We start from the raw sequence: 24,028 nt of genomic DNA, 5'->3' as shown, positions 1-24,028 counted from the left end.
TTCAGTTTCAGGCCTGTGCCGGCAGTGCCAGGCGCTCGCCCATGCTCACCGCAGAGCCGGCGCCGAGCTCTTCGGCCCATTTCACCTGCTCTGGCCCGAACAGCACCACGGCCGTCGAACCGAGTTTGAAACGGCCCAGCTCCGCGCCTTTTTCCAGGTGGATCGGCGCGCGGCTGGCTTCGTCGTAGCGCACCGTCTTCAGTTCACGCTTGGGTGGCGTTACCAGGCCGGCCCAGACGGTTTCGATCGAGGCGACGATCATCGCACCCACCAGTACCACGGCCATCGGCCCGCGCTCGGTGTCGAACAGGCAGACAACGCGCTCGTTGCGGGCGAACAGCTCCGGAACGTTTTCGGCAGTGGTCTGGTTGACCGAGAACAACCGGCCCGGTACGTAGATCATCTCGCGCAAGGTGCCGGCCAGCGGCATGTGCACGCGGTGGTAGTCCTTGGGCGACAGGTAAATGGTCGCGAACTGGCCACCCATGAACGGCGCGGCATTGGCCGGATCGCCACCCAGCAGCTCGAGGGCGCTGAAGCTGTGGCCCTTGGCCTGGAAGATGCGGCCGTGCTCGATCGGGCCGAGCTGGCTGACGGCACCGTCGGCCGGGCAGAGGATTGCCCCCGGGGTTTCATCCAGCGGACGTGCACCGGGCTTGAGGGCGCGGGTGAAGAAGGCGTTGAAGTGCTCGTAGGCGGTAACGTCTTCGACCAGGGCCTGGGACATGTCCACCTGGTAGCGCTTGGCGAACCAGCTGGTGAAGGCGTTCTTGAACCAGCGCACGCGGCATTCGGCAACGCAGCCGGCCAGGCGCGAGAGCAGGTGGTGGGGCAGCAGGTACTGGCTGATGATAAACAAGCGGGATTTCATTGGGTTTCCTTAAACTTCGACAGGGGTGTCGGGGTGGTTGCCCCATTCGCCCCAGGATCCGGCGTAGGCTTTGACCCGAGGGTAGCCCAGATGCTTGGCCACCAGGTAGGTAAAGCCGGATCGGTGGTGGGTCTGGCAGTGGGTGACCACTTCCTTGTCTTTGCTGATGCCCAGCTGCTCGAGGATCTCGGGCATGTCCTTGCGGATGCGCTGGTGATCGTTCAGGTCCATGCCGGCGGTCCATTCGAAATTGACTGCGCCGGGAATGTGCCCGCCCTTGGCTGCGAGAACTTTCTCGCCGCGGTATTCGGCCGGGCTGCGCGCGTCCCAGATCGCCAGGTCGGCGGCGCCGAGGCGGCTTTGCAGGTATTCGCGGGTGGCCGTAGGCTCTTCGTGCAGGGTCAGGTTGACCGTGCCGCTGGCAGCGTCGGGTACTTCAGTGCTGAGGTTGCTCGCTGGCCACGCGTGGACACCGCCGTTGAGGTAGTGGTAACGGGAGTGACCGATTACATCCAGCAACCAGATGAAGCGCCCGGCCCAGCCGCCGCCCTCGTCGTCATAGACCACATAGACCGCATTGGCGTTATGGCCGAGCTCGGCGAAGAGTTTTTCCAGGTCGGCCTTGGCCGGCAACAGGCCCGGCGCAGGAGGCTGGCCTAGCTGGGTGCGCTTGAAGTCGACGAAGCGCGCCCCCGGAATATGCCCGCTGGCATAGCGGTTGGGGCTGGTCAGGTCGACCAGGATCAACTCTGGCGCATCCAGGCGGGTTAGCAGGTCTGCCGGCTCGATAACCAGGGGCAGGCCAGAAAAGTCAGTCATCCAGAGTCTCCAGGGCGGAACAGAGGGGGCGATTGTAGCGCATGGCTCAGGCGCTGCGGTTGCTGAAGGCGGTCAGGGCCCGCTCGATGCATTGCGCGGTTTTGCCGAAGGCTTGCACGCTGACGTCCGCCAACGGCTTGCCGCCCTGGTCGGCGACCAGCAGCATCACCACCCGGCCATTGCTCGACAGCGAGCGCAGCAGCACGTGTTCGCTGCGAAACAGGGCGCGCAGGCTGGGCGGCAGCAGGGCTGAGAACTGCGCGTGGTTTTCCGGGGTCAGGCGCAGTTGCGCCGCTTTGCTCAGCAACCGTTGCAGCAGTTTGCTTTGTTCAATCGGCAGCACCAGGCTGGCGGCTTCCGCCGGCAGGCCGGCAATCTGGTGGACGCGCAGCTGGCTCAGGGTCTTGTCGGTCATCAGCAGCATCACCCGCTGCATGCCGCAGGCGACCAGCGCGTCGCGAGCCAACGTCGTCAGGTGGATAGCATTGCTGAACGGGCTGGGCTCGGTCAGCAGCTCCCCGCAGAGTTTGCGCCAGGTACCCAGGGCCTGGGCTGAAGGCGTTGGCGGGGCGATCTGGCCCTGATGCAGGCGTTGCTGGTGCCATGGCCACAGCAGCGCCTCGGCCGGGTGGAACAGGCCAGGGCAGGCGTGATGACGGGCGCTGATTGCCGCTTGTTGGTGCACCAGTTGCTGGACATCATCCAGCGGCGTTTGCAGGTAAAGGCTGGTGAGCAGTTGCCAGCGCTGCACATGGGCATTGGTCCAGCCAACCTGCGAGGCCAGGGCCAGGCCGTTGGCCAGCAGCACGGTATTGGCCGGCTGGTTGAACCAGCGGCGCAGGCTTGGTTGATCGTCCAGGCGCTGCTGCTGGTGCAGGCTGTCCTGGTCACGGGCGATGAGGATCGCCTGGGCCAGTAGCCGGCGCTCCTCCTGAAGTAAATGGTAACCGCGCGTTACCCAGTCCGGCAGGCGCCAGTGTTCGGCCAGGGCCTTGCACAGGCTCATGACCCGCACGCCGAACAGCTCTTGTTCCACCCGCAGTGCCGATTCGCCTTTGTGCACCACACGCAGCTCCCACTCATCGAGGAGCTTGGGGTGAGTCAGCGCCAGGGGCCACAGCGGTGACAGAAACAGCAGGCTGCCCCAATGGATTTCCTGCCACAGCCGCGCCAGGCGGCTGGCGAACAGGCCATTGGCCTGCTGGCTGGCGTGCTGGCTGACCAGCTGCAGCTGACGCAGGGTCGGGGCAATTTCGGCTTCGGGCAGCGCCGGCAGGCGCTCCAGCAGTTCTGCGGTACGCGCCAGCCCCAGGCGGTTGAGGGCGATCTCCAGGCTCTCGGCCGGTTCGCCCAGGCCGGTATTGCTGTGGTGGTTGGCCTCGCGCATGACGCTGAGCACCAGCGCCGGGCTGTCCTGCATCAGTTCAGCGATGTCGCGCAACGAGCGGCGGCTGTCGCCAATGGCGGCTTTGACCCGTTCGTAGCTGGCCAGCGGAACCGGCAGGCGCACGCTATCGAGGAGCTTGACCCAGGCATCGAGTGTTTTTGGTGTTTGACTTGGCACGATGGTTTCAATAGGCATGCTGGAGGTAGGCCGAACTGGCTTTTCGCCTTGACTGACTATAGTCTGGCGCAGTTCTGCCGATAAGTAGAAGAAGAGTTTTTTTAACTTCCGCTCACGACCCTGACCACGACAGTAAGTGCTTTCTATCTATGGCTAAAATTATCGGCATCATCGTCGTATTCGCGAGTGTGCTCGGCGGATATGTACTTTCCCACGGCAAGATTGCGGCCCTGATCCAGCCTTTCGAAGTGCTGATCATCGGTGGTGCTGCTTTCGGTGCGTTCCTCCAGGCCAACCCTGGTTACATGACCATGCATGTAATCAAGAAGTCGCTGAAGATGTTCGGCACGCGCTTTACCCACACCTTCTATATCGAGGTGCTGGGCCTGGTCTACGAGATTCTCAACAAATCCCGTCGCGAAGGCATGATGGCGATCGAAGCCGATATCGAAGACGCCGCTGCCAGCCCGATTTTCGCCAAGTACCCGGCGGTACTGGGTGATGAGCGCATGACTGCGTTCATCTGTGACTACCTGCGCATCATGTCCACTGGCAACATGGCCCCGCACGAGCTTGAGGGCCTGTTCGACATGGAACTGCTGAGCATGAAGGAAGAGCTCGAACACCCGTCCCATGCCGTGACCGGCATCGCCGACGGCATGCCCGGCTTCGGTATCGTTGCCGCGGTACTGGGTATCGTGGTGACCATGGCCTCGCTGGGCGATGGCGACCAGAAGTCGATCGGCCTGCACGTCGGTGCGGCGTTGGTCGGTACCTTCTTCGGTATTCTCGCCGCCTACGGCTTCTTCGGCCCGCTGGCCACTTCCCTGCGCCATGACGCCAAGGAAGAGCTGAACGTCTACGAGGCGATCAAGGCCTCGCTGGTGGCTTCGGCCTCGGGCATGCCGCCATCGCTGGCCGTGGAATTCGGGCGCAAGGTGCTGTTCCCGGCCCACCGCCCGAGCTTCGCCGAGCTGGAACAAGCAGTTCGCGGTCGCTAAGCCATGGAGAACAATCAGCCCATTATCGTCAAGCGCATCAAGCGCTTTGGCGACGGCCACCACGGTGGCGCCTGGAAGATTGCCTTCGCCGACTTCGCTACGGCGATGATGGCGTTCTTCCTGGTGCTGTGGCTGCTGTCGACGGCCACACCGGAGCAGAAGATCGCCATTGCCGGCTACTTCAAGGATCCGATCGGTTTTTCCGAAAGCGGCACGCCGTACATCATCGACCTGGGCGGCTCGCCCCAGCTCGCCCCGGAAAAAACCATCAACCCGGAAGAAAAGTCCGAGCCAACGCCTGAGACCAGCATCCCGATCGACCAGAATACGGTCGAGAACATGGCCGAGCAGGTTGAGCGCGAGCGCCTCGAGTTGCTCCTGCAGGAGCTGCAGAACAAGGTTGAAGAGAACCCGCAACTGCAGAAGTTCAAGGACCAGATCCTCTTCGAGATCACCCAGGACGGGCTGCGCATCCAGATCATGGATGCCGAGAACCGGCCAATGTTCGATCTTGGCAGCGCGCGCCTGCAGCCGTACTTCGAGGACATCCTGCTGGCCATGGCCGACACCATCAAGGCGGTGCCGAACAAGATCAGCATCAGTGGCCATACCGATGCCAAGCCATACGCCGGCACCGGCGACTTCGGCAACTGGGAACTGTCGGCCAACCGCGCCAATGCCGCACGCCGCGCGCTGGTCGCCGGTGGCTACCCGGATACCCAGGTGGCGCGGGTGGTCGGCTATGCCTCGTCGTCGCTGTTCGACCGGCAGAACCCGCTCAACCCGGTCAACCGCCGGATCGACATCATTGTCCTGACCAAGAAGGCCCAGCGCACCATCGAAGGCGAGCAGACCCAGCCTGCCGCCCCCGAAGCCGGCCAGCCAGGCGCCGCGACGCCGGCTCCAGGGACGACCCCGGAGCCAGCCCCGGCGGCCGAGCCAGAGCCGATGCAGCCACGGGAGTTGCGCCAGAAGCTGAACATCTTCGAAGACGGTGTGTTGAAGATGGACGAAAACAAGCAGTAAGCCTGCTAGCTGAAAAAAACGCCCGTGCGCAGCGATGCCCACGGGCGTTTTGCTTGGCGCTACCGGCTAAAAGCCGCGGCGGATCTTGGCCTTGAGGTCGGCATGGAAGAAGTCGGCGTTGGAGCGGTTGGTGGCATTGGCCTCGCAGGCTTCGCTGTCGATCGAGCGCTTGAAGGTCTGCTCGTCATGGTAGGCGCGCACGTAGAGGTCGATGTGTTCGCGGTTGGTCATGGTTGGCCACTTCTCCAGATACCCCGGCAGCGTGGCCTCGCCGCACTGGTAAAAGGCTACCCGGCGATTGACCAGGGTGGCGGCGCCAAGCTGGAAGGGCACCCACCAGGCCTCGGCGGTTTCCGGTGCGAGCACGGCAATCAGGTGGGTGCACTGGCTGATGTTGCGGCGGATGATTCCGCTGATGTCGTCGGTGGTCTGCTGGGCCTCACTGTCGAACAGGTCCAGCTGGGTATTGATGCCTTCAAGCTTGAGCCGTTCATTGATGATGAAGGCGTCCAGGCGTTCGCTGTGGCGATAACTGATAAAGACTGGCATCAGAAGTGCCCTCCCACGCTGGAGGGAGTGGCGTTGATGCGCAATAGCTGAATTGTCATGGTTGATTCCTTTCATACGCAGGGCATGGGGTCGATTCGCTTCATGGCGGCGAATCTTGAAAGGTGACAATCAGCGAAAGTCTTTCGCACAGCAAGGTACGACCAGCAAAGCAGATGCTTCCTGCTTTGCTGGGTAATAAATCCTACGGATGCGTCCTACTTTGAACTGTTTGAGGCCCGTTTCCGGGCCTCAGATGTTTCAGTAAGTGTCTTGCGGCAGGCTGGCGATGATCGAGCGGTAGCTGTTCATCCGTTGCTGTTGCACGCGGCCGTCTTCGAGGGCCTTGAGCAGCGCACAACCCGGCTCGCGGTCGTGCTTGCAGTCGCGAAAGCGGCAGGTGCCGAGCAGGTCGGTGAACTCGATAAAGCCGGCTTCGACATCGGCGCGGCTGACGTGGCCCAGGCCAAATTCGCGGATGCCCGGGGAGTCGATAAGCTCGCCACCACCGGGGAAGTGGTAAAGACGGGCGGTGGTGGTGGTGTGAGTACCCTGGCCGGACCATTCCGACAGATCGCCGACGCGGGTCTGAACCTCGGGCAGCAGGCTGTTGACCAGCGACGACTTGCCAACCCCGGACTGACCGACGAACACGCTGATATGGCCGTCGAGCTGGGCCTGCAGTTGCTCCATGCCGTTGCCGTGGTGCGCCGACACTTCCAGCAACGGGTAGCCAAGCTGGCGGTACACTGCCAGCAATGCATTGAGCGCCGGAGCGTTCTGCTCGTCGATCAGGTCGGCCTTGTTCAGCAGCAGCAAGGGGCGGATGCCGGCATGCTCGGCCGCGACCAGGTAGCGGTCGATCAGGTTGGCATGGGGTTCTGGCGCCGGGGCGAAGACGATCACGATCAGGTCGACGTTGGCCGCTACCGGTTTGAGCTGGCCACGGCTGTCCGGGCGGCACAGCTCGGTATGGCGCGGCATCTGCGCGACAATCACGCCAATGCCCTGGTTGCCGGCGCGCCAGACTACCTTGTCGCCGGTGACCAGCGCCGGCAGGTTGGCCCGCAGGTGGCAACGGAACACCTGGCCGGTAACGTCGCCGTCCTGGGCTTCGACTTCGACCTGCACGCCAAAGTGAGCGATGACCAGGCCCATTTGCTCCGGGCCGAGGTCACCGCCTTCGAGCTCCTTCAGGGTCTGTTGTTCGCGTTTGGCGGCGCGGGCAGCGCGTTCACCCTGGATTTTTTCGATGCGCCAGTTCTGGCGTCGATTGAGCTGGCGTTTGGCCATGAAGGTTCCGTGTTCGGGAGGCAATATTTAACCGCGGGGAGTTTAGCACGCTCCACTAGGCTAAACTGCGCACCTACCGAGGAGCAGAATCATGCAGAACCCACAGAACCTGATCTGGATCGACCTGGAAATGACCGGTCTGGATCCGGATCAAGACGTCATTATCGAAATGGCCACCATCGTCACCGACAGCGACCTCAATACCCTGGCCGAAGGTCCGGTGATCGCCATTCACCACAGTGACGAGGTGCTGGCGCGCATGGACGAGTGGAACACCCGCACCCACGGCGCCTCCGGCCTGACCCAGCGGGTCAAGGACAGCCGCGTCAGCATGGCCGAAGCCGAGGCGCAGACCATCGCCTTTCTGGAACAGTGGGTGCCAAAGGGCAAGTCGCCGATCTGCGGCAACAGCATCTGCCAGGACCGCCGCTTCCTCTATCGCCACATGCGCAGCCTGGAAAACTACTTCCACTACCGCAACCTTGATGTCTCAACCCTCAAGGAGCTGGCAGCACGCTGGGCCCCTGAAGTGCGTGACAGCTTCAAGAAGGGCGGCACCCACCTGGCGCTGGACGATATCCGCGAGTCGATCAACGAACTGCGCCACTATCGCCAGCACTTCATCAAGTTCTGATCGCAACGCCGCCGGCTTGTACAGACAATCCGCGCGGCGCCCCCTTTTGGTGCCTGTGGCAACTGGTTAGACTGCGCGCCCCTTTGCACGGATCTGCGCCATGTTGTTGATGCTCTACCTCATTGCTATCACTGCCGAAGCCATGACTGGCGCGCTGTCTGCCGGGCGCCGCGGCATGGACTGGTTCGGCGTGGTGCTGATCGCCTGCATCACCGCCCTGGGCGGTGGTTCGGTGCGCGACGTGCTGCTGGGGCATTACCCGCTGACCTGGGTCAAGCACCCGGAATACCTGGTGCTGACCAGTTTCGCAGCGCTGATGACGATCTTTATCGCGCCTTTGATGCGCCACTTGCGCTCGCTGTTCCTGGTGCTTGATGCCCTGGGGCTGGTGGCCTTCACCCTGATCGGCTGCATGACCGCGCTGGAAATGGGCCAGGGCATGCTGGTGGCATCGATCAGCGGGGTGATTACCGGGGTGTTCGGCGGGATCCTCCGGGATATCTTCTGTAACGATATTCCGCTGATCTTCCGTCGGGAGCTGTATGCCAGTGTGTCGTTCGCCGCGGCCTGGTTTTACCTGGGCTGCGTGTACTTCAATGTGCCAGGCGAGCAGGCGATTCTGCTGACCCTGTTCGGCGGCTTCCTGCTACGCCTGCTGGCGATTCGCTTCCACTGGGAAATGCCCAAGTTTCATTACAACGACGAGCATTGAAGGCTTAAGCGGCAAGTGGCAAGCCACAAGCTGCAAGTCGAGGCGATCAGCTTGACGCTTGTGGCTTGGTGCTTGCCGCTGTTTTCATGGCATGTTGCCCCAGTGCCCACTGCACATGCTCACGCACCAGCTCCGACGGAAAATCCTGCCGCGCCTTGAGCGCCTCCAGTACCTGGATGGTCGACGGCGCATTGCCAAGCCCCACCGCCAGGTTGCGCAACCAGCGCTCATAGCCGGCACGGCGCAGCGGCGAGCCTTCAGTGCTGTCGAGGAAGGTCTGTTCATCCCACATGAACAGCTCGGCAAGCCCGGCGCTGTCGAGGTTGTGCCGGGGCTTGAAGTCGTTTTCACCGCTCGGTCGGGCGAAGCGGTTCCATGGGCAGACGATCTGGCAGTCATCGCAGCCAAATACCCGATTGCCGATCAACGGTCGCAGATCTTCCGGGATCGCGCTTTTCAGTTCGATGGTCAGGTACGAGATACAGCGCCGGGCATCCAGCACATAGGGGCCGACAAAGGCCTGGGTCGGGCAGATGTCCAGGCAGGCGCTGCAGCGGCCGCAGTGTTCGCTGGCCTGCGGCGGGTCGACCGGCAGCGGCATGTCGACAAACAGCTCGGCAAGAAAGAAGTAACTGCCGGCCTTGCGGTTGAGCAGCAGGGTGTTCTTGCCGATCCAGCCCAGGCCAGCCTGCTCGGCAATGGCCTTTTCCAGCACCGGGGCGCTGTCGACAAAGGCCCGGAAGCCGAACGGGCCGATATCCTTCTGGATGCGCTCGGCCAGGTGCTGTACGCGTTTGCGCACCAGCTTGTGGTAGTCGCGGCCCAGGGCGTAGCGGGAGATGTAGGCTTTTTCTGGTTGCGCCAGTTGCTGAGCCATGCGCGTATCGCCCGGCAGGTAGTCCATGCGCAGCGACACCACGCGCAAGGTGCCGGGCACCAGCTCATCGGGGTGCGAGCGCTTGCTGCCGTGGGCGCCCATGTAATCCATTTCGCCGTGGTAGCCGGCCTCGAGCCAGCGTTCCAGATGTTTTTCATGCTCGCCCAGGTCCACCCCGGTGATGCCGACATGGGCAAAACCGAGCTCTCGGCCCCAATCCTTGATCGATTGGGCCAGCGCAGGTAGATCGGGGGCAGAAGCAGACATGGGAATAAGGCAATACGGACTCAGGTGCGTATAATTCTGCCAGACATCAGAGCCTTTGACCCATGCCTCAGACCAAACACCCCGCAAACGAGTCCCATCGGCTCACCAGCGTCACCCTTGCGCCCCTGGCGCCACGTTCTGCTGACGCCCATAAGGGTGACTTCGGCCATGTGCTGGTGGTGGGTGGTGATCGCGGCACTGGCGGCGCGGTGCTGCTCAGCGCCGAAGCGGCGTTGCGCTGCGGCGCCGGCCTGGTATCGCTGGTCAGCCGGCCTGAGCATGTGCCTGCGGCCATGGCCCGCCTGCCCGAGGTGATGAGCCTGGGCGTGCATTCGGCCAACCAGCTGATGGCGCCGATCGAGCGGGCCTCGGTGCTGGTGGCAGGTCCAGGCCTGGGCCAGGCGGCGTGGGGGCGCAGCCTGTTGTCGGCGGTGGCCAGCAGCCCACTGCCTCAAGTGTGGGACGCCGATGCCCTCAACCTGCTGGCGCGCCAACCCTTGCCGCTGCCCAAGGGCAGCATCATTACCCCGCACCCGGGCGAGGCTGCGCGCCTGCTCGGTGTATCGACCGAAGCGGTACAGGCCGACCGGCCCGGGGCGGCGCGCAAACTCGCACGCAAATACGCGGTCGTATGCGTGCTCAAAGGCGCCGGCACCCTGGTCGCCGATCCGGCCGGGCAGTTGGCGCTATGCTCGCGCGGTCATCCGGTCATGGCCGGCGCCGGTCTGGGCGATGTGCTCAGCGGCGTGCTCGGTGCTTTGCTGGCCCAGGGCATGTCAGCCTGGGACGCGGCCTGCCTGGGCGTCTGGCTGCATGCCTGCGCTGGCGAGCGCCTGGGCGCGCAGGGCCGTGGCCTGGCCGCCAGCGACATGGTCCCGGCAATTCGTCAGTTATTGGAGGAACATTCAGCGTGTCTGGCATAACCCTGTTTTTGGCCGATGAAGAGGCCATGGTGAATTTGGGCAAGCGTATTGCCGAAGTGACCAAAGGCCACGGCGTGATTTTTCTTGAAGGGGACCTGGGGGCCGGCAAGACCACCCTGTCGCGGGGCATTATTCGCGGCCTTGGGCACCAAGGTGCGGTAAAAAGTCCTACCTTTACTGTGGTTGAGCCGTACGAGATTGGTGATGTTCGTGCCTTCCACTTCGACCTTTATCGCCTGGTCGATCCGGAGGAGCTGGAATTCATGGGCATCCGCGATTATTTCGAAGGTGACGCCTTGTGCCTGTTCGAGTGGCCGCAAAAAGGGGCAGGCATTTTGCCAAAGCCCGACCTGACCATTACCATAAGCCCCCAGGCGGGCGGTCGTTCGCTCAACCTGTCGCCGCAGGGGGCACGTGGCGAAGCCTGGTGTGCCGCTCTGGCCTTGGAATTCAAATAGAAAATGGGGATAGGTATGCGCATTCGCGCACTGGTTTCTGTCGTAGGACTGCTGCTTACGGTAGTGACCGTTAACGCTCTGGCCGTCACGCAAGTCAAAAGTGTGCGTTTATGGCGAGCGCCCGATAACACACGGCTGGTCTTCGACCTCTCGGGCCCTGTGCAGCACAGCGTGTTTACCTTGACCGCCCCGGACCGCCTGGTGATCGACATCAATGGCGCGACCCTGGCTGCGCCGTTGTCGGTGTCCACCTCCAATACCCCGATTACCAGCGTGCGCTCGGCCCAGCGTACGCCGACCGACCTGCGCGTGGTGGTCGACCTGAAAAAGTCAGTGACGCCCAAGAGCTTCACCCTGGCGCCCAATGCCCAGTACGGTAACCGCCTGGTAGTCGACCTGTTCGACCAGGAAGCCGATGCCGCGCCGCCACCGCCCACACCGCCGGTGGCAACCACCCCTGCGGTACCGGTCACGCCGGCGCAACCGGCGATCAAGCTGACCCCGGTGCCCAATGGCAAACGTGACATCGTCATCGCCATCGACGCCGGTCACGGCGGTGAAGACCCGGGTGCCTCCGGTTCGCGCGGCCAGCATGAAAAAGACATCGTCCTGGCCATCGCCAAGGAGTTGCAGCGCCAGATCAACACCGAGAAGGGCTTCCGCGCCGAGCTGACCCGTACCGGCGATTACTTCATCCCGCTGCGCAAACGCACCGAGATTGCCCGCAAGAAGGGCGCTGACCTGTTCATCTCGATCCACGCCGACGCCGCGCCGTCCAAGGCCGCGTTCGGTGCCTCGGTGTTCGCCCTGTCCGATCGCGGCGCTACCTCGGAAACCGCACGCTGGCTGGCCGATAGCGAAAACCGCTCCGACCTGATCGGTGGCGCCGGTAACGTCAGTCTCGATGACAAGGACCGCATGCTCGCCGGCGTGCTGCTTGATCTGTCGATGACCGCTTCGTTGAGCTCCAGCCTCAACGTCGGCCAGAAGGTTTTGGGCAACATGGGCCGCATCACCCCGCTGCACAAGCAGCGCGTCGAGCAGGCCGGGTTCATGGTGCTGAAATCGCCGGACATCCCGTCGATCCTGGTGGAAACCGGCTTTATCTCCAACGCCAACGAGGCGGCCAAGCTGGCCACCCCAAGCCACCAGCAGTCGCTGGCGCGTTCGATTCACAGTGGCGTACGCCAGTTCTTCCAGCAGAACCCGCCGCCGGGCACCTATGTGGCCTGGTTGCGTGACAGCGGCAAGATCGCCCAGGGCCCGCGCGAGCACTCGGTGCGCCCAGGCGAGACCCTGGCGATGATCGCCGTGCGTTATCAGGTCAGCGTCGCCAGCCTGCGCAGTGCCAACAGCCTGAAGACCGATGAACTGAAAGTCGGCCAGCACCTGAACATCCCGACCACGGCACTGGCGGCCCAGCAATGAGCAGCAGTGCCCGGATCGAGCTGCTCAGCCCGCGGCTGGCCAACCAGATTGCCGCCGGTGAAGTCGTCGAACGCCCGGCTTCGGTGATCAAGGAGCTGCTGGAAAACAGCCTGGACTCCGGTGCCAAGCGCATCGACGTCGAAGTCGAGCAGGGCGGCGTCAAGTTGCTGCGCGTTCGCGACGACGGTGGCGGTATCGCCGCCGACGACCTGCCGCTGGCCCTTGCCCGCCACGCCACCAGCAAGATCCGCGACCTGGAAGACCTTGAGCGGGTCATGAGCCTGGGTTTTCGCGGTGAGGCTTTGGCCTCGATCAGCTCGGTCGCCCGCCTGACCCTGACCTCGCGTACCCGCGACGCCGAACAGGCCTGGCAGGTGGAAACCGAAGGCCGCGACATGGCCCCGCGGGTGCAGCCGGCGGCGCATCCGGTCGGCACTTCGGTGGAAGTGCGCGACCTGTTCTTCAATACCCCGGCCCGGCGCAAGTTCCTCAAGACCGAGAAAACCGAATTCGATCACCTGCAGGAAGTGATCCGCCGCCTGGCGCTGGCGCGTTTCGATGTGGGTTTTCACCTGCGCCACAACGGCAAGAGCATCCTCAGCCTGCATGAAGCCCATGACGATACCGCGCGCGCTCGCCGTGTCGCGGCAATCTGCGGCCCGGGTTTCCTCGAGCAGGCACTGCCGATCGAGGTCGAGCGCAACGGCCTGCACCTGTGGGGCTGGGTCGGGTTGCCGACCTTCTCGCGCAGCCAGGCTGATCTGCAGTACTTCTTCGTCAACGGCCGCGCAGTGCGCGACAAGCTGGTCGCCCACGCCGTGCGCCAGGCCTACCGTGATGTGCTGTTCAACGGCCGGCACCCGACTTTCGTGCTGTTTTTCGAGGTCGACCCTACCGGTGTCGACGTCAACGTGCACCCGACCAAGCACGAAGTGCGCTTTCGTGACGGGCGCATGGTCCATGACTTTCTGTACGGCACCCTGCACCGCGCCCTGGCCGATGTACGCCCGGAAGACCAACTGGCCGCGCCCGCTGCCAGCAGCGAGATCGTCCGCCCGAGCGGTATCCAGGCCGGTGAATTCGGCCCCCAGGGCGAGATGCGCCTGGCCGCCAATCTGCTGGAGCAGCCGCCCGCTGAACCGGGCCTGCGCCCGTCCGTGGGCAGCAATGGCAGTGGCGCCGGTTATCAATACCAGTACACGCCAAGGCCGACCCAGGCATTGCCTGCGGCCGAGGCCCAGGGTGTGTACCGGGAATTTTTCGCGCCGCTGGCCGAGGCAGCACCGCCAGCCTTGCCCGAAGGCCAGGGCGACATCCCGCCGCTGGGCTACGCCCTGGCCCAGCTCAAGGGCATCTATATCCTGGCTGAAAACGCCGTCGGCCTGGTGCTGGTGGACATGCATGCCGCCCATGAGCGGATCATGTACGAGCGCCTCAAGGTGGCCATGGCCAGCGAAGGCCTCAGCGGCCAACCGCTGCTGGTGCCCGAATCCCTGGCCTTGAGCCAGCGCGAAGCCGATTGCGCCGAAGAGCACGCCGAGTGGTTCCAGCGCCTGGGCTTCGAGTTGCAGCGCCTGGGCCCGGAAAGCCTGGCGATCCGGCAGATTCCGGCGCTGCTCAAGCAGGCCGAGGCCAATCGCCTGGTCCAGGACGTACTGGCCGACCTGATGGAGTACGGCACCAGCGACCGCATTCAGGCGCACCTGAACGAACTGCTCGGAACCATGGCCTGCCACGGCGCCATCCGCGCCAACCGGCGCCTGGCCATCGCTGAAATGAACGGCCTGCTGCGCGATATGGAAAACACCGAGCGTAGCGGTCAATGCAACCATGGCCGGCCGACCTGGACCCAGATGGGCCTGGACGATCTGGACAAACTGTTTTTGCGCGGTCGATGACATGAGCGGCAAACCCCCCGCGATATTCCTGATGGGCCCGACTGCGGCGGGCAAGACCGACCTTGCCATCGAACTGACCAAGGTGTTGCCGTGCGAGCTGATCAGTGTCGATTCGGCGCTGGTTTACCGTGGCATGGACATCGGCAGCGCCAAGCCGTCGAAAGAGATCCTCGCCGCCCATCCGCACCGGCTGATCGACATCCTCGACCCGGCCGAAAGCTATTCGGCCGCCGATTTTCGTCGTGATGCCCTGGAGGCCATGGCCGAGATCACCGCGCGCGGCAAGATTCCGCTGCTGGTCGGCGGCACCATGCTTTATTACAAGGCATTGCTCGAAGGCCTGGCGGACATGCCAGCGGCCGACCCGCACGTGCGTGCCGAGCTCGAAGAGCAGGTTCAGCGCCTGGGTTTGCACGCCCTGCACCAGCAACTGGCGGCGGTCGACCCGGAGTCGGCGGCGCGTATTCATCCCAATGACCCGCAGCGGCTGATCCGCGCGCTGGAGGTTTACCGGGTCAGCGGCCTGACGATGACCGAACATCGTCAGCGTCAATCCGCGCAAAGTAGCGCCGCAGGCGCGTCCGCAGCGGGACAATTGCCCTATACTGTCGCCAGCCTGGCCATTGCGCCAACCGATCGGCACATACTGCACGAGCGGATTGCGCTACGATTCGGGCAAATGCTGGAACAGGGCTTCGTTGACGAGGTCCGATTGCTGCGAGCCAGAAGTGACTTGCACGCGGGGCTGCCGTCTATACGGGCGGTTGGTTATCGCCAGGTCTGGGATCACCTTGATGGCAAGTTGACTTCAGTTGAAATGCAGGAGCGCGGCATTATTGCCACTCGCCAACTGGCGAAGCGGCAGTTCACCTGGTTGCGTAGTTGGGCTGACCTGCACTGGCTGGACAGCCTGGACTGCGACAATCTGTCTCGCACCTTGAAATACCTTGGATCGGTCTCCATATTGAGCTGAGTCCTTGCAATTGCCGTCTATCCTTGGGGTGGGGCGGCTTGAGCCATCAGTTTTTCTTTGATTTTTTTACTATTGATCCTTACAGGAGTGCGGCATATGTCAAAAGGGCATTCGCTACAAGACCCTTACTTGAATACTTTGAGAAAAGAAAAAGTTGGGGTTTCGATCTATCTGGTTAACGGCATCAAGCTGCAAGGCACGATCGAATCCTTCGACCAGTTCGTGATTCTGCTGAAGAACACCGTCAGCCAGATGGTTTACAAACACGCCATCTCGACAGTTGTCCCTGTGCGTCCGATCCGTCTGCCTAGCGCAACCGAATCCGAGCAAGGCGACGCTGAGCCAGGTAACGCCTGATAGGAGTCTGCTTTGTTCTTTGAGCGCCACGGTGGTGGTGAACGGGCAGTCCTCGTTCACTTGGAAGGTCAGAACCCTGAGGCGCGCGAAGATCCGCAGGAGTTTCAGGAGCTGGCACTGTCGGCTGGGGCCGATATTGTCGCGTTCGCCAATGTGGCGCGACATCAGCCCACCGCCAAATACCTGATTGGCAGCGGCAAGGTCGAAGAGTTACGCGACCTGGTCAACGCCGAACAGGTAGATTTGGTGATTTTCAATCACACCCTCACCCCCAGTCAGGAACGTAACCTCGAACGAGTCTTCGAGTGTCGCGTGCTTGATCGCACCGGTCTGATTCTCGATATCTTCGCCCAGCGGGCGCGTACCCATGAAGGCAAGCTGCAGGTCGAACTGGCCCAGCTCGAGCACATGAGCACGCGGCTGGTGCGTGGCTGGACTCACCTTGAGCGGCAAAAAGGCGGTATCGGCCTGCGCGGCCCGGGTGAAACCCAGTTGGAAACCGACCGCCGCCTGCTGCGGGTACGCCTGCGCCAGATCAAGGCGCGCCTGGAAAAGGTCCGTAGCCAGCGTGAGCAGGCCCGCCGTGGCCGTAAACGGGCAGATATCCCCTCGGTTTCGCTGGTCGGCTATACCAACGCCGGCAAGTCGACCCTGTTCAACGCCCTGACCCAGTCGGACGTCTACGCCGCCGACCAGTTGTTCGCGACCCTCGACCCGACCCTGCGCCGGCTCGAGCTCGACGACCTCGGGCCGATCGTGCTGGCCGACACCGTGGGCTTCATTCGTCACCTGCCGCACAAGCTGGTCGAGGCATTTCGGGCTACGCTCGAAGAGTCGAGCAACTCCGACCTGCTGCTGCACGTGATCGACGCCCATGAGCCCGAGCGCATGGCGCAGATCGAGCAGGTCATGGCGGTACTGGGAGAGATCGGTGCAGAAGGCTTGCCGATCCTCGAGGTCTATAACAAACTCGACCTGCTTGAAGGCGTCGAGCCGCAGATTCAGCGCGATGCCGATGGCAAGCCGCAACGGGTCTGGGTCTCGGCCCGCGATGGTCGGGGGTTGGAGCTGGTGGGGCAGGCGGTCGCCGAATTGCTGGGGGATGACCTGTTTGTCGGTACCTTGCGCCTTGAGCAGCGTTTTGCCCGGCTGCGCGCGCAGTTCTTTGAACTGGGCGCGGTGCAGAGCGAAGAGCATGACGATGAAGGCAGCAGCCTGCTGGCTGTGCGACTGCCGCGGGTGGAGTTGAACCGCCTGGTCAGCCGCGAAGGTTTGCAGCCGCTGGAGTTCATCGAGCAACATACTTTGCAATAAATGCCCGGCGACGCGGTCGGGCAGCCGTGACAGGCATTCTGTAGCATTGGACGGCGCGCCGTGGGCGCGTCTTTGCTTTATCAGATGGAGAGCGCTATGGCTTGGAATGAGCCGGGTGGCAACTCGAACAATCAGGATCCGTGGGGCGGGCGCCGTGGTGGCGACAAGAAAGGGCCACCGGATCTCGACGAGGCCTTCCGCAAGCTGCAGGACAGCCTGAACGGCATGTTCGGCAGTGGCAAGAAACGCGGTGGTGATGGCGGCATCGGCAAGGGCGGTGGCTTCGGCCTGCTCGGCATCGGTCTCGCCGTGCTTGCAGCTATCTGGCTGTACAGCGCCGTGTACGTGGTCGACGAACAGGAGCAGGCAGTCGTGCTGCGCTTCGGCAAATACTACGAAACCGTAGGGCCGGGCCTGAACATCTACTTCCCGCCGATCGATCGCAAGTACATGGAGAACGTTACCCGCGAACGTGCCTATACCAAGCAGGGGCAGATGCTGACCGAAGACGAGAACATCGTCGAGGTGCCGCTGACCGTGCAGTACAAGATCACCAACCTGCAGGATTTCGTGCTGAACGTCGATCAGCCTGAAGTCAGCCTGCAGCACGCGACCGACAGCGCCCTGCGTCATGTGGTGGGTTCCACCGCAATGGACAAGGTACTGACCGAAGGTCGTGAGCAGATGGCCGTGGAAATCAAGGAGCGCCTGCAGCGTTTCCTCGATACCTACCGTACCGGTATCACCGTCACCCAGGTCAACGTACAGAGCGCGGCAGCCCCGCGTGAAGTGCAGGAAGCCTTCGACGACGTGATCCGTGCCCGTGAAGACGAGCAGCGTGCCCGCAACCAGGCCGAGTCCTACGCCAATGGCGTGGTGCCAGAAGCCCGTGGTCAGGCCCAGCGGATCATCGAGGACGCCAACGGTTACCGCGACGAAGTCGTCTCGCGCGCCAAGGGTGAGGCCGACCGCTTCACCAAGCTGGTCGCCGAGTACCGCAAGGCCCCTGAAGTGACCCGTCAGCGCTTGTACCTGGACACCATGCAGGAAGTCTACAGCAACACCAGCAAGGTCCTGGTCTCCGGCAAGGACGGTCAGAGCAACCTGCTGTACCTGCCGCTCGACAAGATGATCCAGAACAGTGGTTCGCGTATTGCGCCGACCACCAGCGCTGCGCCTTCGGCCAACGCTGATGCGGCCCGTGCGGCGGAACTGCAACAGCAGCAAACACAGTTGCGTACTAGGGAGAGCCGCTGATGAGCAATAAATCGCTGATCGCCCTGATCGTGGCCGTGGTGCTGGGGATCGTGGCCTGGAACAGCTTCTACATCGTGGCCCAGACCGAGCGTGCGGTACTCCTGCAATTTGGTCGTGTGGTCCAGGCAGATGTCCAGCCCGGCCTGCATGTGAAGGTTCCTTACGTCAACCAGGTGCGCAAGTTCGACGCCCGCCTGATGACCCTGGACGCCCCGACCCAGCGCTTCCTGACCCTGGAAAAGAAAGCGGTGATGGTCGATGCCTACGCCAAGTGGCGGGTCAAGGATGCCGAGCGTTTCTACACTGCAACCTCGGGCCTCAAGCAGATTGCCGACGAACGTCTGTCGCGCCGTCTGGAAAGCGGCCTGCGTGACCAGTTCGGTAAACGCACCCTGCACGAAGTGGTCTCCGGTGAACGTGACGCGCTGATGGCTGACATCACTGCCTCGTTGAACCGCATGGCCAGCAAGGAGCTGGGTATTGAAGTGGTCGACGTTCGCGTCAAGGCCATCGACCTGCCCAAGGAAGTCAACCGCAGCGTGTTCGAGCGCATGAGCACCGAGCGTGAGCGTGAAGCCCGCGAGCACCGTGCCAAGGGTAACGAGCTGGCTGAAGGCATTCGTGCCGACGCCGATCGTCAGCGCCGGGTTCTGCTGGCCGAAGCCTACCGGGAATCGGAAGAAACCCGCGGTGACGGTGATGCCCAGGCGGCGTCGATCTACGCCAAGGCTTACGGTCAGGACCAGGACTTCTACGCGTTCTATCGCAGCCTCAAGGCTTACCGCGAGAGCTTTGCCGACAAGAGCGATGTGCTGGTGCTCGATCCGAGCAGCGACTTCTTCCGCTTCATGGGCAAGTCCAAGCCATAAGCATCTACCCCGCCGGGCGGCTAAAACGCCTGGCGGGGTGATCCCGCGAGAAAACGGGTGTATGATGCGGCAGCCGGGAAATTCCCGGCTTTTTTGCGTCTGCAAGATCGAACGGTTCAAACCCGGTTCGGGTCTACAGAGCAGCCCAAGGTATTCGAGGGTATAGGCACGGCGGTAGCGCTGGAATCGGTGCTGCGCGCCATTGTTTGCCGATACCTGCTTCACTCAAGGCTCGCCCGTGGGCAAGCCGCCCGGACCATAGGGGAAATGGCGTAATGGCAACGGTAGACCGCTGGCTGCTGCCAGATGGCATCGAAGAAGTACTGCCACCTGAGGCGGCGCGCATCGAGATCGCGCGTCGGCAGGTGTTGGATCTGTTCCAGAGCTGGGGTTATGACTTTGTCGTGACCCCACATATCGAGTACCTGGAATCGCTGCTCACCGGTGCCGGCCAGGACCTGGACCTGCGGACCTTCAAGGTCATCGACCCGCAATCGGGCCGGCAGATGGGTTTCCGTGCCGACATCACTCCACAGGTTGCGCGCATCGATGCGCATACCCTGCGTCGTGAAGGCCCGAGCCGCCTGTGCTATGCCGGCAGCGTGCTGCACGCCTTGCCGCGGGCGCTGTCGACGTCGCGCAGCCCGATCCAGCTCGGTGCCGAGCTGTACGGCGACGCCAGCCCGGTCAGCGACGTCGAGGTGATCAGCCTGATGCTGGCCATGCTGCAACTGGCCGATGTGCCGGACGTGCACATGGACCTCGGTCATGTCGGTATCTACCGTGGCCTGGCCCGCGCCGCCGGTCTGTCCGGAGCAATCGAGCAGCAGTTGTTCGATGCCCTGCAGCGCAAGGCCGTCGACGAAGTGATCGAGCTGACTGCCAAGCTGCCAGCGGACCTCGCCGCTATGTTGCGCTCGCTCACCGAGCTGTGCGGTGGCCGTGAAGTGCTGGCCGAGGCGCGCGTGCGCCTGGGTCGTGCACCGGCTGCGGTACTGGCGGCACTGGATGACCTGATGGCGATCGCCGAGCGGCTGGCCACGCGTTATCCCGGGCTGCCGCTGTATTTTGACCTGGGCGAGTTGCGCGGCTACCACTACCACACCGGTGTGGTGTTTGCCGCGTTCGTCCCGGGTGTCGGTCAGTCGATCGCCCAGGGCGGTCGTTACGACGACATCGGAGCGGACTTTGGCCGGGCACGCCCGGCCACCGGTTTCTCCACGGATTTGAAGACCCTGGTCACACTGGGGCGAGCCGAGGTGGTATTGCCGTCTGGCGGGATCTGGATGCCCGACAGCAGCGATGCGGCACTCTGGCAGTTGGTCTGCCAATTGCGCAGTGAAGGTCAGCGGGTGGTTCAGGCCTTGCCTGGGCAGCCATTGACTGCCGCCGTAGAGGCGGATTGCGATCGGCAATTGATTCAGCAAAACGGGCTTTGGCAGGTTCTGCCGCTGGCCATTTGAGATTCCCCGCCGGCACGAGCCGGCGCCAAGTTTGCGCGAATGAGGACAAGTGTTATGGGTAAGAATGTCGTAGTCCTGGGCACCCAGTGGGGTGATGAGGGCAAAGGCAAGATCGTTGATCTGCTGACCGAACATGCTGCCGCCGTAGTGCGCTACCAGGGTGGCCACAACGCAGGCCACACCCTGGTGATCGACGGTGAGAAGACCGTGCTGCACCTGATCCCGTCGGGCGTGCTGCGCGAAGGCGTGCAGTGCCTGATCGGCAACGGCGTGGTGGTAGCACCGGACGCCCTGCTGCGTGAAATCAACAAGCTCGAAGAGAAAGGCGTACCGGTGCGCGAGCGCCTGCGCATCAGCCCTTCCTGCCCGCTGATCCTGTCCTACCACGTGGCCCTCGACCAGGCTCGTGAAAAAGCCCGTGGCGAGCAGAAGATCGGCACCACCGGTCGCGGCATCGGCCCGGCCTACGAAGACAAGGTTGCCCGTCGCGGCCTGCGCATCGGTGACCTGTTCCACCGCGAGCGTTTCGCTGCCAAGCTCGGCGAGCTGCTGGACTACCACAACTTTGTGCTGGTCAATTACTACAAAGAACCTGCAATCGATTTCCAGAAGACCCTGGACGAGTGCATGGAATACGCCGAGCTGCTCAAGCCGATGATGCTCGACGTCACCGCCGAGCTGCACAACCTGCGTCGTGCCGGCAAGGACATCATGTTCGAAGGCGCCCAGGGCTCGCTGCTGGACATCGACCACGGTACCTACCCGTTCGTGACCAGTTCCAACACCACCGCTGGCGGCATCGCTACCGGTTCGGGCGTTGGCCCTATGTACCTGGACTACATCCTCGGTATCACCAAGGCCTACACCACCCGCGTTGGCTCGGGCCCGTTCCCGACCGAACTGTTCGATGACGTCGGTGCCTTCCTGGCCAAGCGTGGTCACGAGTTCGGCGCCACCACCGGTCGCGCCCGCCGTTGCGGCTGGTTCGATGCCGTGATCCTGCGTCGCGCCATCGACGTCAACAGCATCTCCGGCCTGTGCCTGACCAAGCTGGACGTGCTCGACGGCCTGGAAACCATCCGTATCTGCGTTGGCTACAAGAACGAGAACGGTGCGGTCATCGATGCCCCGACCGACGCCGACAGCTACATCGGCCTGGAGCCGGTGTACGAAGAAATGCCGGGCTGGAGCGAGTCGACCCTGGGTGCCAAGACCCTGGAAGAACTGCCGGCCAACGCCCGTGCCTACATCAAGCGTGTGGAAGAGCTGGTCGGCGCGCCGATCGACATCATCTCCACCGGCCCGGACCGCAACGAGACCATCGTGCTGCGTCATCCGTTCGCCTGATTCGCGACTGATGTAAAGACAAAGGCCCCTTGATAGGGGCCTTTGTCGTTTCTGTCGGCTGATCGGCACAACCTTTGCTGTAAGAATCACTCCAGTGGTGCCATCACTTTAATGGCCCCAGAAGTAGAGGGTTCTTTCGTGTCCGCCGTTCTCTCACTGTTACGAAGCCGCCTGTTGCGGCCTGTCTTTGTTGCCCTCGGTATCGCTCTTTTGGTGCAAGTGCTGGTCGCGGTCGCGCTGACCCGGAGCACGGTCACAGCCCTTGAGGCCGATCTGGGCAAGCGTCTGGCCGCCGACAGCCAGCAACTTTCCGCCGAGCTTGAGCAGGCCGGGCGCGAAGTCAGCTCCGGGCTCGACAGCCTCTCCGCCAGTACCCGCCAGCGCCTGACCGCAGGTTTGTCCACGCGTTTGCAGGATGAGCAGGCGCAGTTGCGCGCGACCCTGGAAAAGAACCTCAAGGATTCGGCCAACGACATGGCCGAACTGCTCGCCTCGGTGGCGCCACGGGCCATGTGGGACAACGACGTGCCGACCCTGTCGGAGTTCTCCCGCCGGGCCCAGCGCAACCCTAGCGTGCTGTTCGTGGTGTACGACGACGCCCAGGGTCAGCACTTGACCCGCTACCTCAACCGGCAGAACCCGATCAACCAGGCGCTGCTGGAAAAGGGCCAGGGCGAGCGGGCGCTGGACAAGGTACTGGACGCCGCGCGCAACGACCCTTCGGTGTACTTCGTCGAGGCCTCGATCAACCCTAACGGGGTCGAGATCGGCAAGGTATTGATGGGCGTTTCCACGGCCGTGGTCGACCACGAGCTGGTGGCGCTGGACAAGCGCTTCTCGGCGTTGATCGCCAGCGGTGATCAGTTGGTCGGCGACAGCCTGGTGGGTGCCGCCGCCGACAGCAACAAGGCTTTGCGCGCGCGCCTGGAAGCAGCGCAGGGCAGTGCTGCCGGTATGCAGGCCAACACCTCGCAAAGCGTTCAGGACGCGGCCGCGATCCTGCGCTGGAACATCGGCGTGGGGCTGGCCCTGGTCGGCCTGGGCGTGCTGCTGGTGGTCGCCGTGGTGCTGGGGCGGCGCGTGGTCAACAAGCTGCGCCTGCTGATTGCGGCACTGAACGACCTGGCGGCGGGTGAGGGTGATCTGACCAAGCGTGTTTCCATCGACAGTCGCGACGAGATCGGCGACATGGCGGCGGCGGTCAACCAGTTCGTCGCCAAGCTGCAGCCTATTGTGCGTGAGGCTGGCGAAGTGGCCCAGCGTACCGGCATCGAGATCGGCGCCATGACCCAGCGCAATGCCGGCGCCGATGCTGCTGCCGAGCTGCAGCGTGATGAAGTTGCCGCCAGCCTGCGCGACCTGTCGAGTATGGCCGATGAGGCCCAGGCCGAAAGCCAGGCGATGCAATCGGCCCTGCAGCAGGTGGTGGATATTCGCCAGGCCACTGACGAGAACAGCCGCACTTCCACCCAGGTGGCCAAGCTTATCGAAGACCTGGCCGGGCAGGTCGAGACCGGCTCCAAGGTCATCGAGCGCCTGGCCCAGCAAAGTGAGCAGATCGAGGTGGTGCTGACGGTAATTCACGGCATTGCCGAACAGACCAACCTGCTGGCGCTCAACGCTGCCATCGAAGCGGCGCGCGCCGGGGAAACCGGGCGCGGTTTTGCCGTGGTGGCCGATGAGGTGCGAGCACTGGCGAGCAAGACCCAAAGCTCGACCGGCGATATCCAGGCGCACATCGGCGCATTGCAGCAGGGTGCCAAAGAGGCAGTGGCGGCGATCAGCCAGGCCGGGCGCCAGGCTAGCGAAGGCCTGCTGGTGCTGCGCGACAACGCGCGCTTGCAGCAATCGGTGCAGGCATCGGTTGAGCAGGTGCATGCGGCGATTGGCCTGGCTACCCGTGCGGCCGAGCAGCAGGCTCATGGCGCGCAGGCCGTGCGTGGTCGGGTGCAGACCATTCACGCCCAGGCCGAGCGGGCTGCCGAGGTGGTGCTGCAAACCACCGCCAGCAGCAAGGTGCTCGATGACCTGGCGGCGCAGCTCAAGGCCAGCCTGGGGCAGTTCCGCGCGTGAGAGTAATCGCGGGGCAAGTCGAGTCGTCGCACCGCCGCTTGTGTCTTGAGGTTGGAAT

General features: G+C 63.3%; 22 protein-coding genes. 16 read left to right on the top strand and 6 right to left on the bottom strand.

Translation table 11 applies throughout. The annotated features are described in order from the left end of the window. Positions 1 to 7 precede the first annotated feature (7 nt). The 3 genes from asd to UB48_RS01730 are packed head-to-tail and all read right to left on the bottom strand — an operon-like array spanning position 8 to position 3,272. The gene (gene asd / locus UB48_RS01740) at positions 8 to 871 is read right to left on the bottom strand and encodes an archaetidylserine decarboxylase (protein ID WP_045193749.1); all 864 of its coding nucleotides are present in this window, start codon (positions 869 to 871) and stop codon (positions 8 to 10) included. A 9-nt stretch (positions 872 to 880) separates the two neighbouring features. Next, entirely contained in the window at positions 881 to 1,690 is an 810-nt protein-coding gene (locus UB48_RS01735) for a rhodanese-like domain-containing protein (RefSeq protein ID WP_045193748.1), read from the bottom strand. 46 nt (positions 1,691 to 1,736) lie between these two features. Continuing rightward, entirely contained in the window at positions 1,737 to 3,272 is a 1,536-nt protein-coding gene (locus tag UB48_RS01730; RefSeq protein ID WP_045193746.1) for an HDOD domain-containing protein, read from the bottom strand. Between the two features lie 131 nt (positions 3,273 to 3,403). On the opposite strand from UB48_RS01730, the gene motA reads away from it, so the two are divergent. Both motA and motB read left to right on the top strand, forming a co-directional pair. Beyond that, positions 3,404 to 4,255, top strand: a complete 852-nt coding sequence (gene motA / locus UB48_RS01725; RefSeq protein WP_038997459.1) for a flagellar motor stator protein MotA — start codon at positions 3,404 to 3,406, stop codon at positions 4,253 to 4,255. 3 nt (positions 4,256 to 4,258) lie between these two features. Next, positions 4,259 to 5,281: a flagellar motor protein MotB gene (motB, locus tag UB48_RS01720; RefSeq protein ID WP_045193745.1), complete on the top strand. Its 1,023-nt coding sequence runs from the start codon at positions 4,259 to 4,261 to the stop codon at positions 5,279 to 5,281. Between the two features lie 66 nt (positions 5,282 to 5,347). Here motB and UB48_RS01715 read toward each other — a convergent pair whose 3' ends face one another. Together UB48_RS01715 and rsgA are read right to left on the bottom strand one after the other, a co-directional pair. Continuing rightward, the gene (locus tag UB48_RS01715; RefSeq protein WP_045193744.1) at positions 5,348 to 5,830 is read right to left on the bottom strand and encodes a TIR domain-containing protein; all 483 of its coding nucleotides are present in this window, start codon (positions 5,828 to 5,830) and stop codon (positions 5,348 to 5,350) included. A gap of 258 nt (positions 5,831 to 6,088) precedes the next feature. Continuing rightward, positions 6,089 to 7,120: a small ribosomal subunit biogenesis GTPase RsgA gene (gene rsgA / locus UB48_RS01710; RefSeq protein WP_045193743.1), complete on the bottom strand. Its 1,032-nt coding sequence runs from the start codon at positions 7,118 to 7,120 to the stop codon at positions 6,089 to 6,091. A 91-nt stretch (positions 7,121 to 7,211) separates the two neighbouring features. Here rsgA and orn point away from each other — a divergent pair, with 91 nt between their 5' ends. Both orn and UB48_RS01700 read left to right on the top strand, forming a co-directional pair. Continuing rightward, the gene (orn, locus tag UB48_RS01705) at positions 7,212 to 7,754 is read left to right on the top strand and encodes an oligoribonuclease (RefSeq protein WP_045193742.1); all 543 of its coding nucleotides are present in this window, start codon (positions 7,212 to 7,214) and stop codon (positions 7,752 to 7,754) included. Between the two features lie 100 nt (positions 7,755 to 7,854). After that, complete coding sequence (locus tag UB48_RS01700; protein WP_038997454.1) at positions 7,855 to 8,466, top strand: trimeric intracellular cation channel family protein; 612 nt, start codon at positions 7,855 to 7,857, stop codon at positions 8,464 to 8,466. Positions 8,467 to 8,512: 46 nt separating this feature from the next. Here UB48_RS01700 and queG read toward each other — a convergent pair whose 3' ends face one another. After that, a complete protein-coding gene (gene queG / locus UB48_RS01695; protein WP_045193741.1) occupies positions 8,513 to 9,610 on the bottom strand; it encodes a tRNA epoxyqueuosine(34) reductase QueG in 1,098 nt (365 codons plus the stop codon). Between the two features lie 62 nt (positions 9,611 to 9,672). On the opposite strand from queG, the gene UB48_RS01690 reads away from it, so the two are divergent. The 12 genes from UB48_RS01690 to UB48_RS01635 all read left to right on the top strand — a co-directional run bounded on the left by UB48_RS01690 (position 9,673) and on the right by UB48_RS01635 (position 23,970). Beyond that, complete coding sequence (locus UB48_RS01690) at positions 9,673 to 10,533, top strand: NAD(P)H-hydrate dehydratase (protein ID WP_045193740.1); 861 nt, start codon at positions 9,673 to 9,675, stop codon at positions 10,531 to 10,533. Then, the gene (gene tsaE, locus UB48_RS01685; protein WP_045193739.1) at positions 10,521 to 10,991 is read left to right on the top strand and encodes a tRNA (adenosine(37)-N6)-threonylcarbamoyltransferase complex ATPase subunit type 1 TsaE; all 471 of its coding nucleotides are present in this window, start codon (positions 10,521 to 10,523) and stop codon (positions 10,989 to 10,991) included. The genes UB48_RS01690 and tsaE overlap by 13 nt, the downstream gene beginning before the upstream one ends. Positions 10,992 to 10,994: 3 nt before the next feature. After that, on the top strand, positions 10,995 to 12,419 hold the full coding sequence (locus UB48_RS01680; RefSeq protein WP_213602626.1) for an N-acetylmuramoyl-L-alanine amidase: 1,425 nt from the start codon (positions 10,995 to 10,997) through the stop codon (positions 12,417 to 12,419). Next, positions 12,416 to 14,317: a DNA mismatch repair endonuclease MutL gene (gene mutL, locus UB48_RS01675; RefSeq protein ID WP_045193737.1), complete on the top strand. Its 1,902-nt coding sequence runs from the start codon at positions 12,416 to 12,418 to the stop codon at positions 14,315 to 14,317. The genes UB48_RS01680 and mutL overlap by 4 nt, the downstream gene beginning before the upstream one ends. A 1-nt stretch (position 14,318) precedes the next feature. Next, entirely contained in the window at positions 14,319 to 15,290 is a 972-nt protein-coding gene (miaA, locus tag UB48_RS01670; protein WP_045193736.1) for a tRNA (adenosine(37)-N6)-dimethylallyltransferase MiaA, read from the top strand. Between the two features lie 96 nt (positions 15,291 to 15,386). Beyond that, positions 15,387 to 15,647 carry an RNA chaperone Hfq gene (hfq, locus tag UB48_RS01665; RefSeq protein ID WP_010221594.1) on the top strand — a complete coding sequence of 87 codons (261 nt, stop codon included), beginning with the start codon at positions 15,387 to 15,389 and terminating at the stop codon, positions 15,645 to 15,647. Positions 15,648 to 15,659: 12 nt separating this feature from the next. Next, positions 15,660 to 16,961 (top strand): ribosome rescue GTPase HflX, encoded by a 1,302-nt coding sequence (gene hflX, locus UB48_RS01660; protein ID WP_045193735.1) that lies wholly within the window; start codon positions 15,660 to 15,662, stop codon positions 16,959 to 16,961. A 96-nt stretch (positions 16,962 to 17,057) separates the two neighbouring features. Further along, entirely contained in the window at positions 17,058 to 18,218 is a 1,161-nt protein-coding gene (gene hflK / locus UB48_RS01655) for an FtsH protease activity modulator HflK (protein WP_045193733.1), read from the top strand. Continuing rightward, positions 18,218 to 19,087, top strand: a complete 870-nt coding sequence (gene hflC, locus UB48_RS01650; protein WP_045193732.1) for a protease modulator HflC — start codon at positions 18,218 to 18,220, stop codon at positions 19,085 to 19,087. The genes hflK and hflC overlap by 1 nt, the downstream gene beginning before the upstream one ends. A gap of 275 nt (positions 19,088 to 19,362) precedes the next feature. Continuing rightward, positions 19,363 to 20,550: an ATP phosphoribosyltransferase regulatory subunit gene (locus UB48_RS01645; protein WP_045193730.1), complete on the top strand. Its 1,188-nt coding sequence runs from the start codon at positions 19,363 to 19,365 to the stop codon at positions 20,548 to 20,550. 54 nt (positions 20,551 to 20,604) lie between these two features. Further along, positions 20,605 to 21,897, top strand: coding sequence for an adenylosuccinate synthase (locus UB48_RS01640; RefSeq protein WP_010221599.1), 1,293 nt, complete (start codon positions 20,605 to 20,607; stop codon positions 21,895 to 21,897). Positions 21,898 to 22,035: 138 nt separating this feature from the next. Further along, positions 22,036 to 23,970, top strand: a complete 1,935-nt coding sequence (locus UB48_RS01635) for a methyl-accepting chemotaxis protein (RefSeq protein ID WP_045193979.1) — start codon at positions 22,036 to 22,038, stop codon at positions 23,968 to 23,970. Positions 23,971 to 24,028: the final 58 nt, after the last annotated feature.

Source organism: Pseudomonas sp. 2(2015) (assembly GCF_000955865.1).
Lineage (GTDB): Bacteria > Pseudomonadota > Gammaproteobacteria > Pseudomonadales > Pseudomonadaceae > Aquipseudomonas.
The sequence above is the reverse complement of the archived record's forward strand: the minus strand, read 5'-3'. Positions and strand labels throughout refer to the sequence as shown.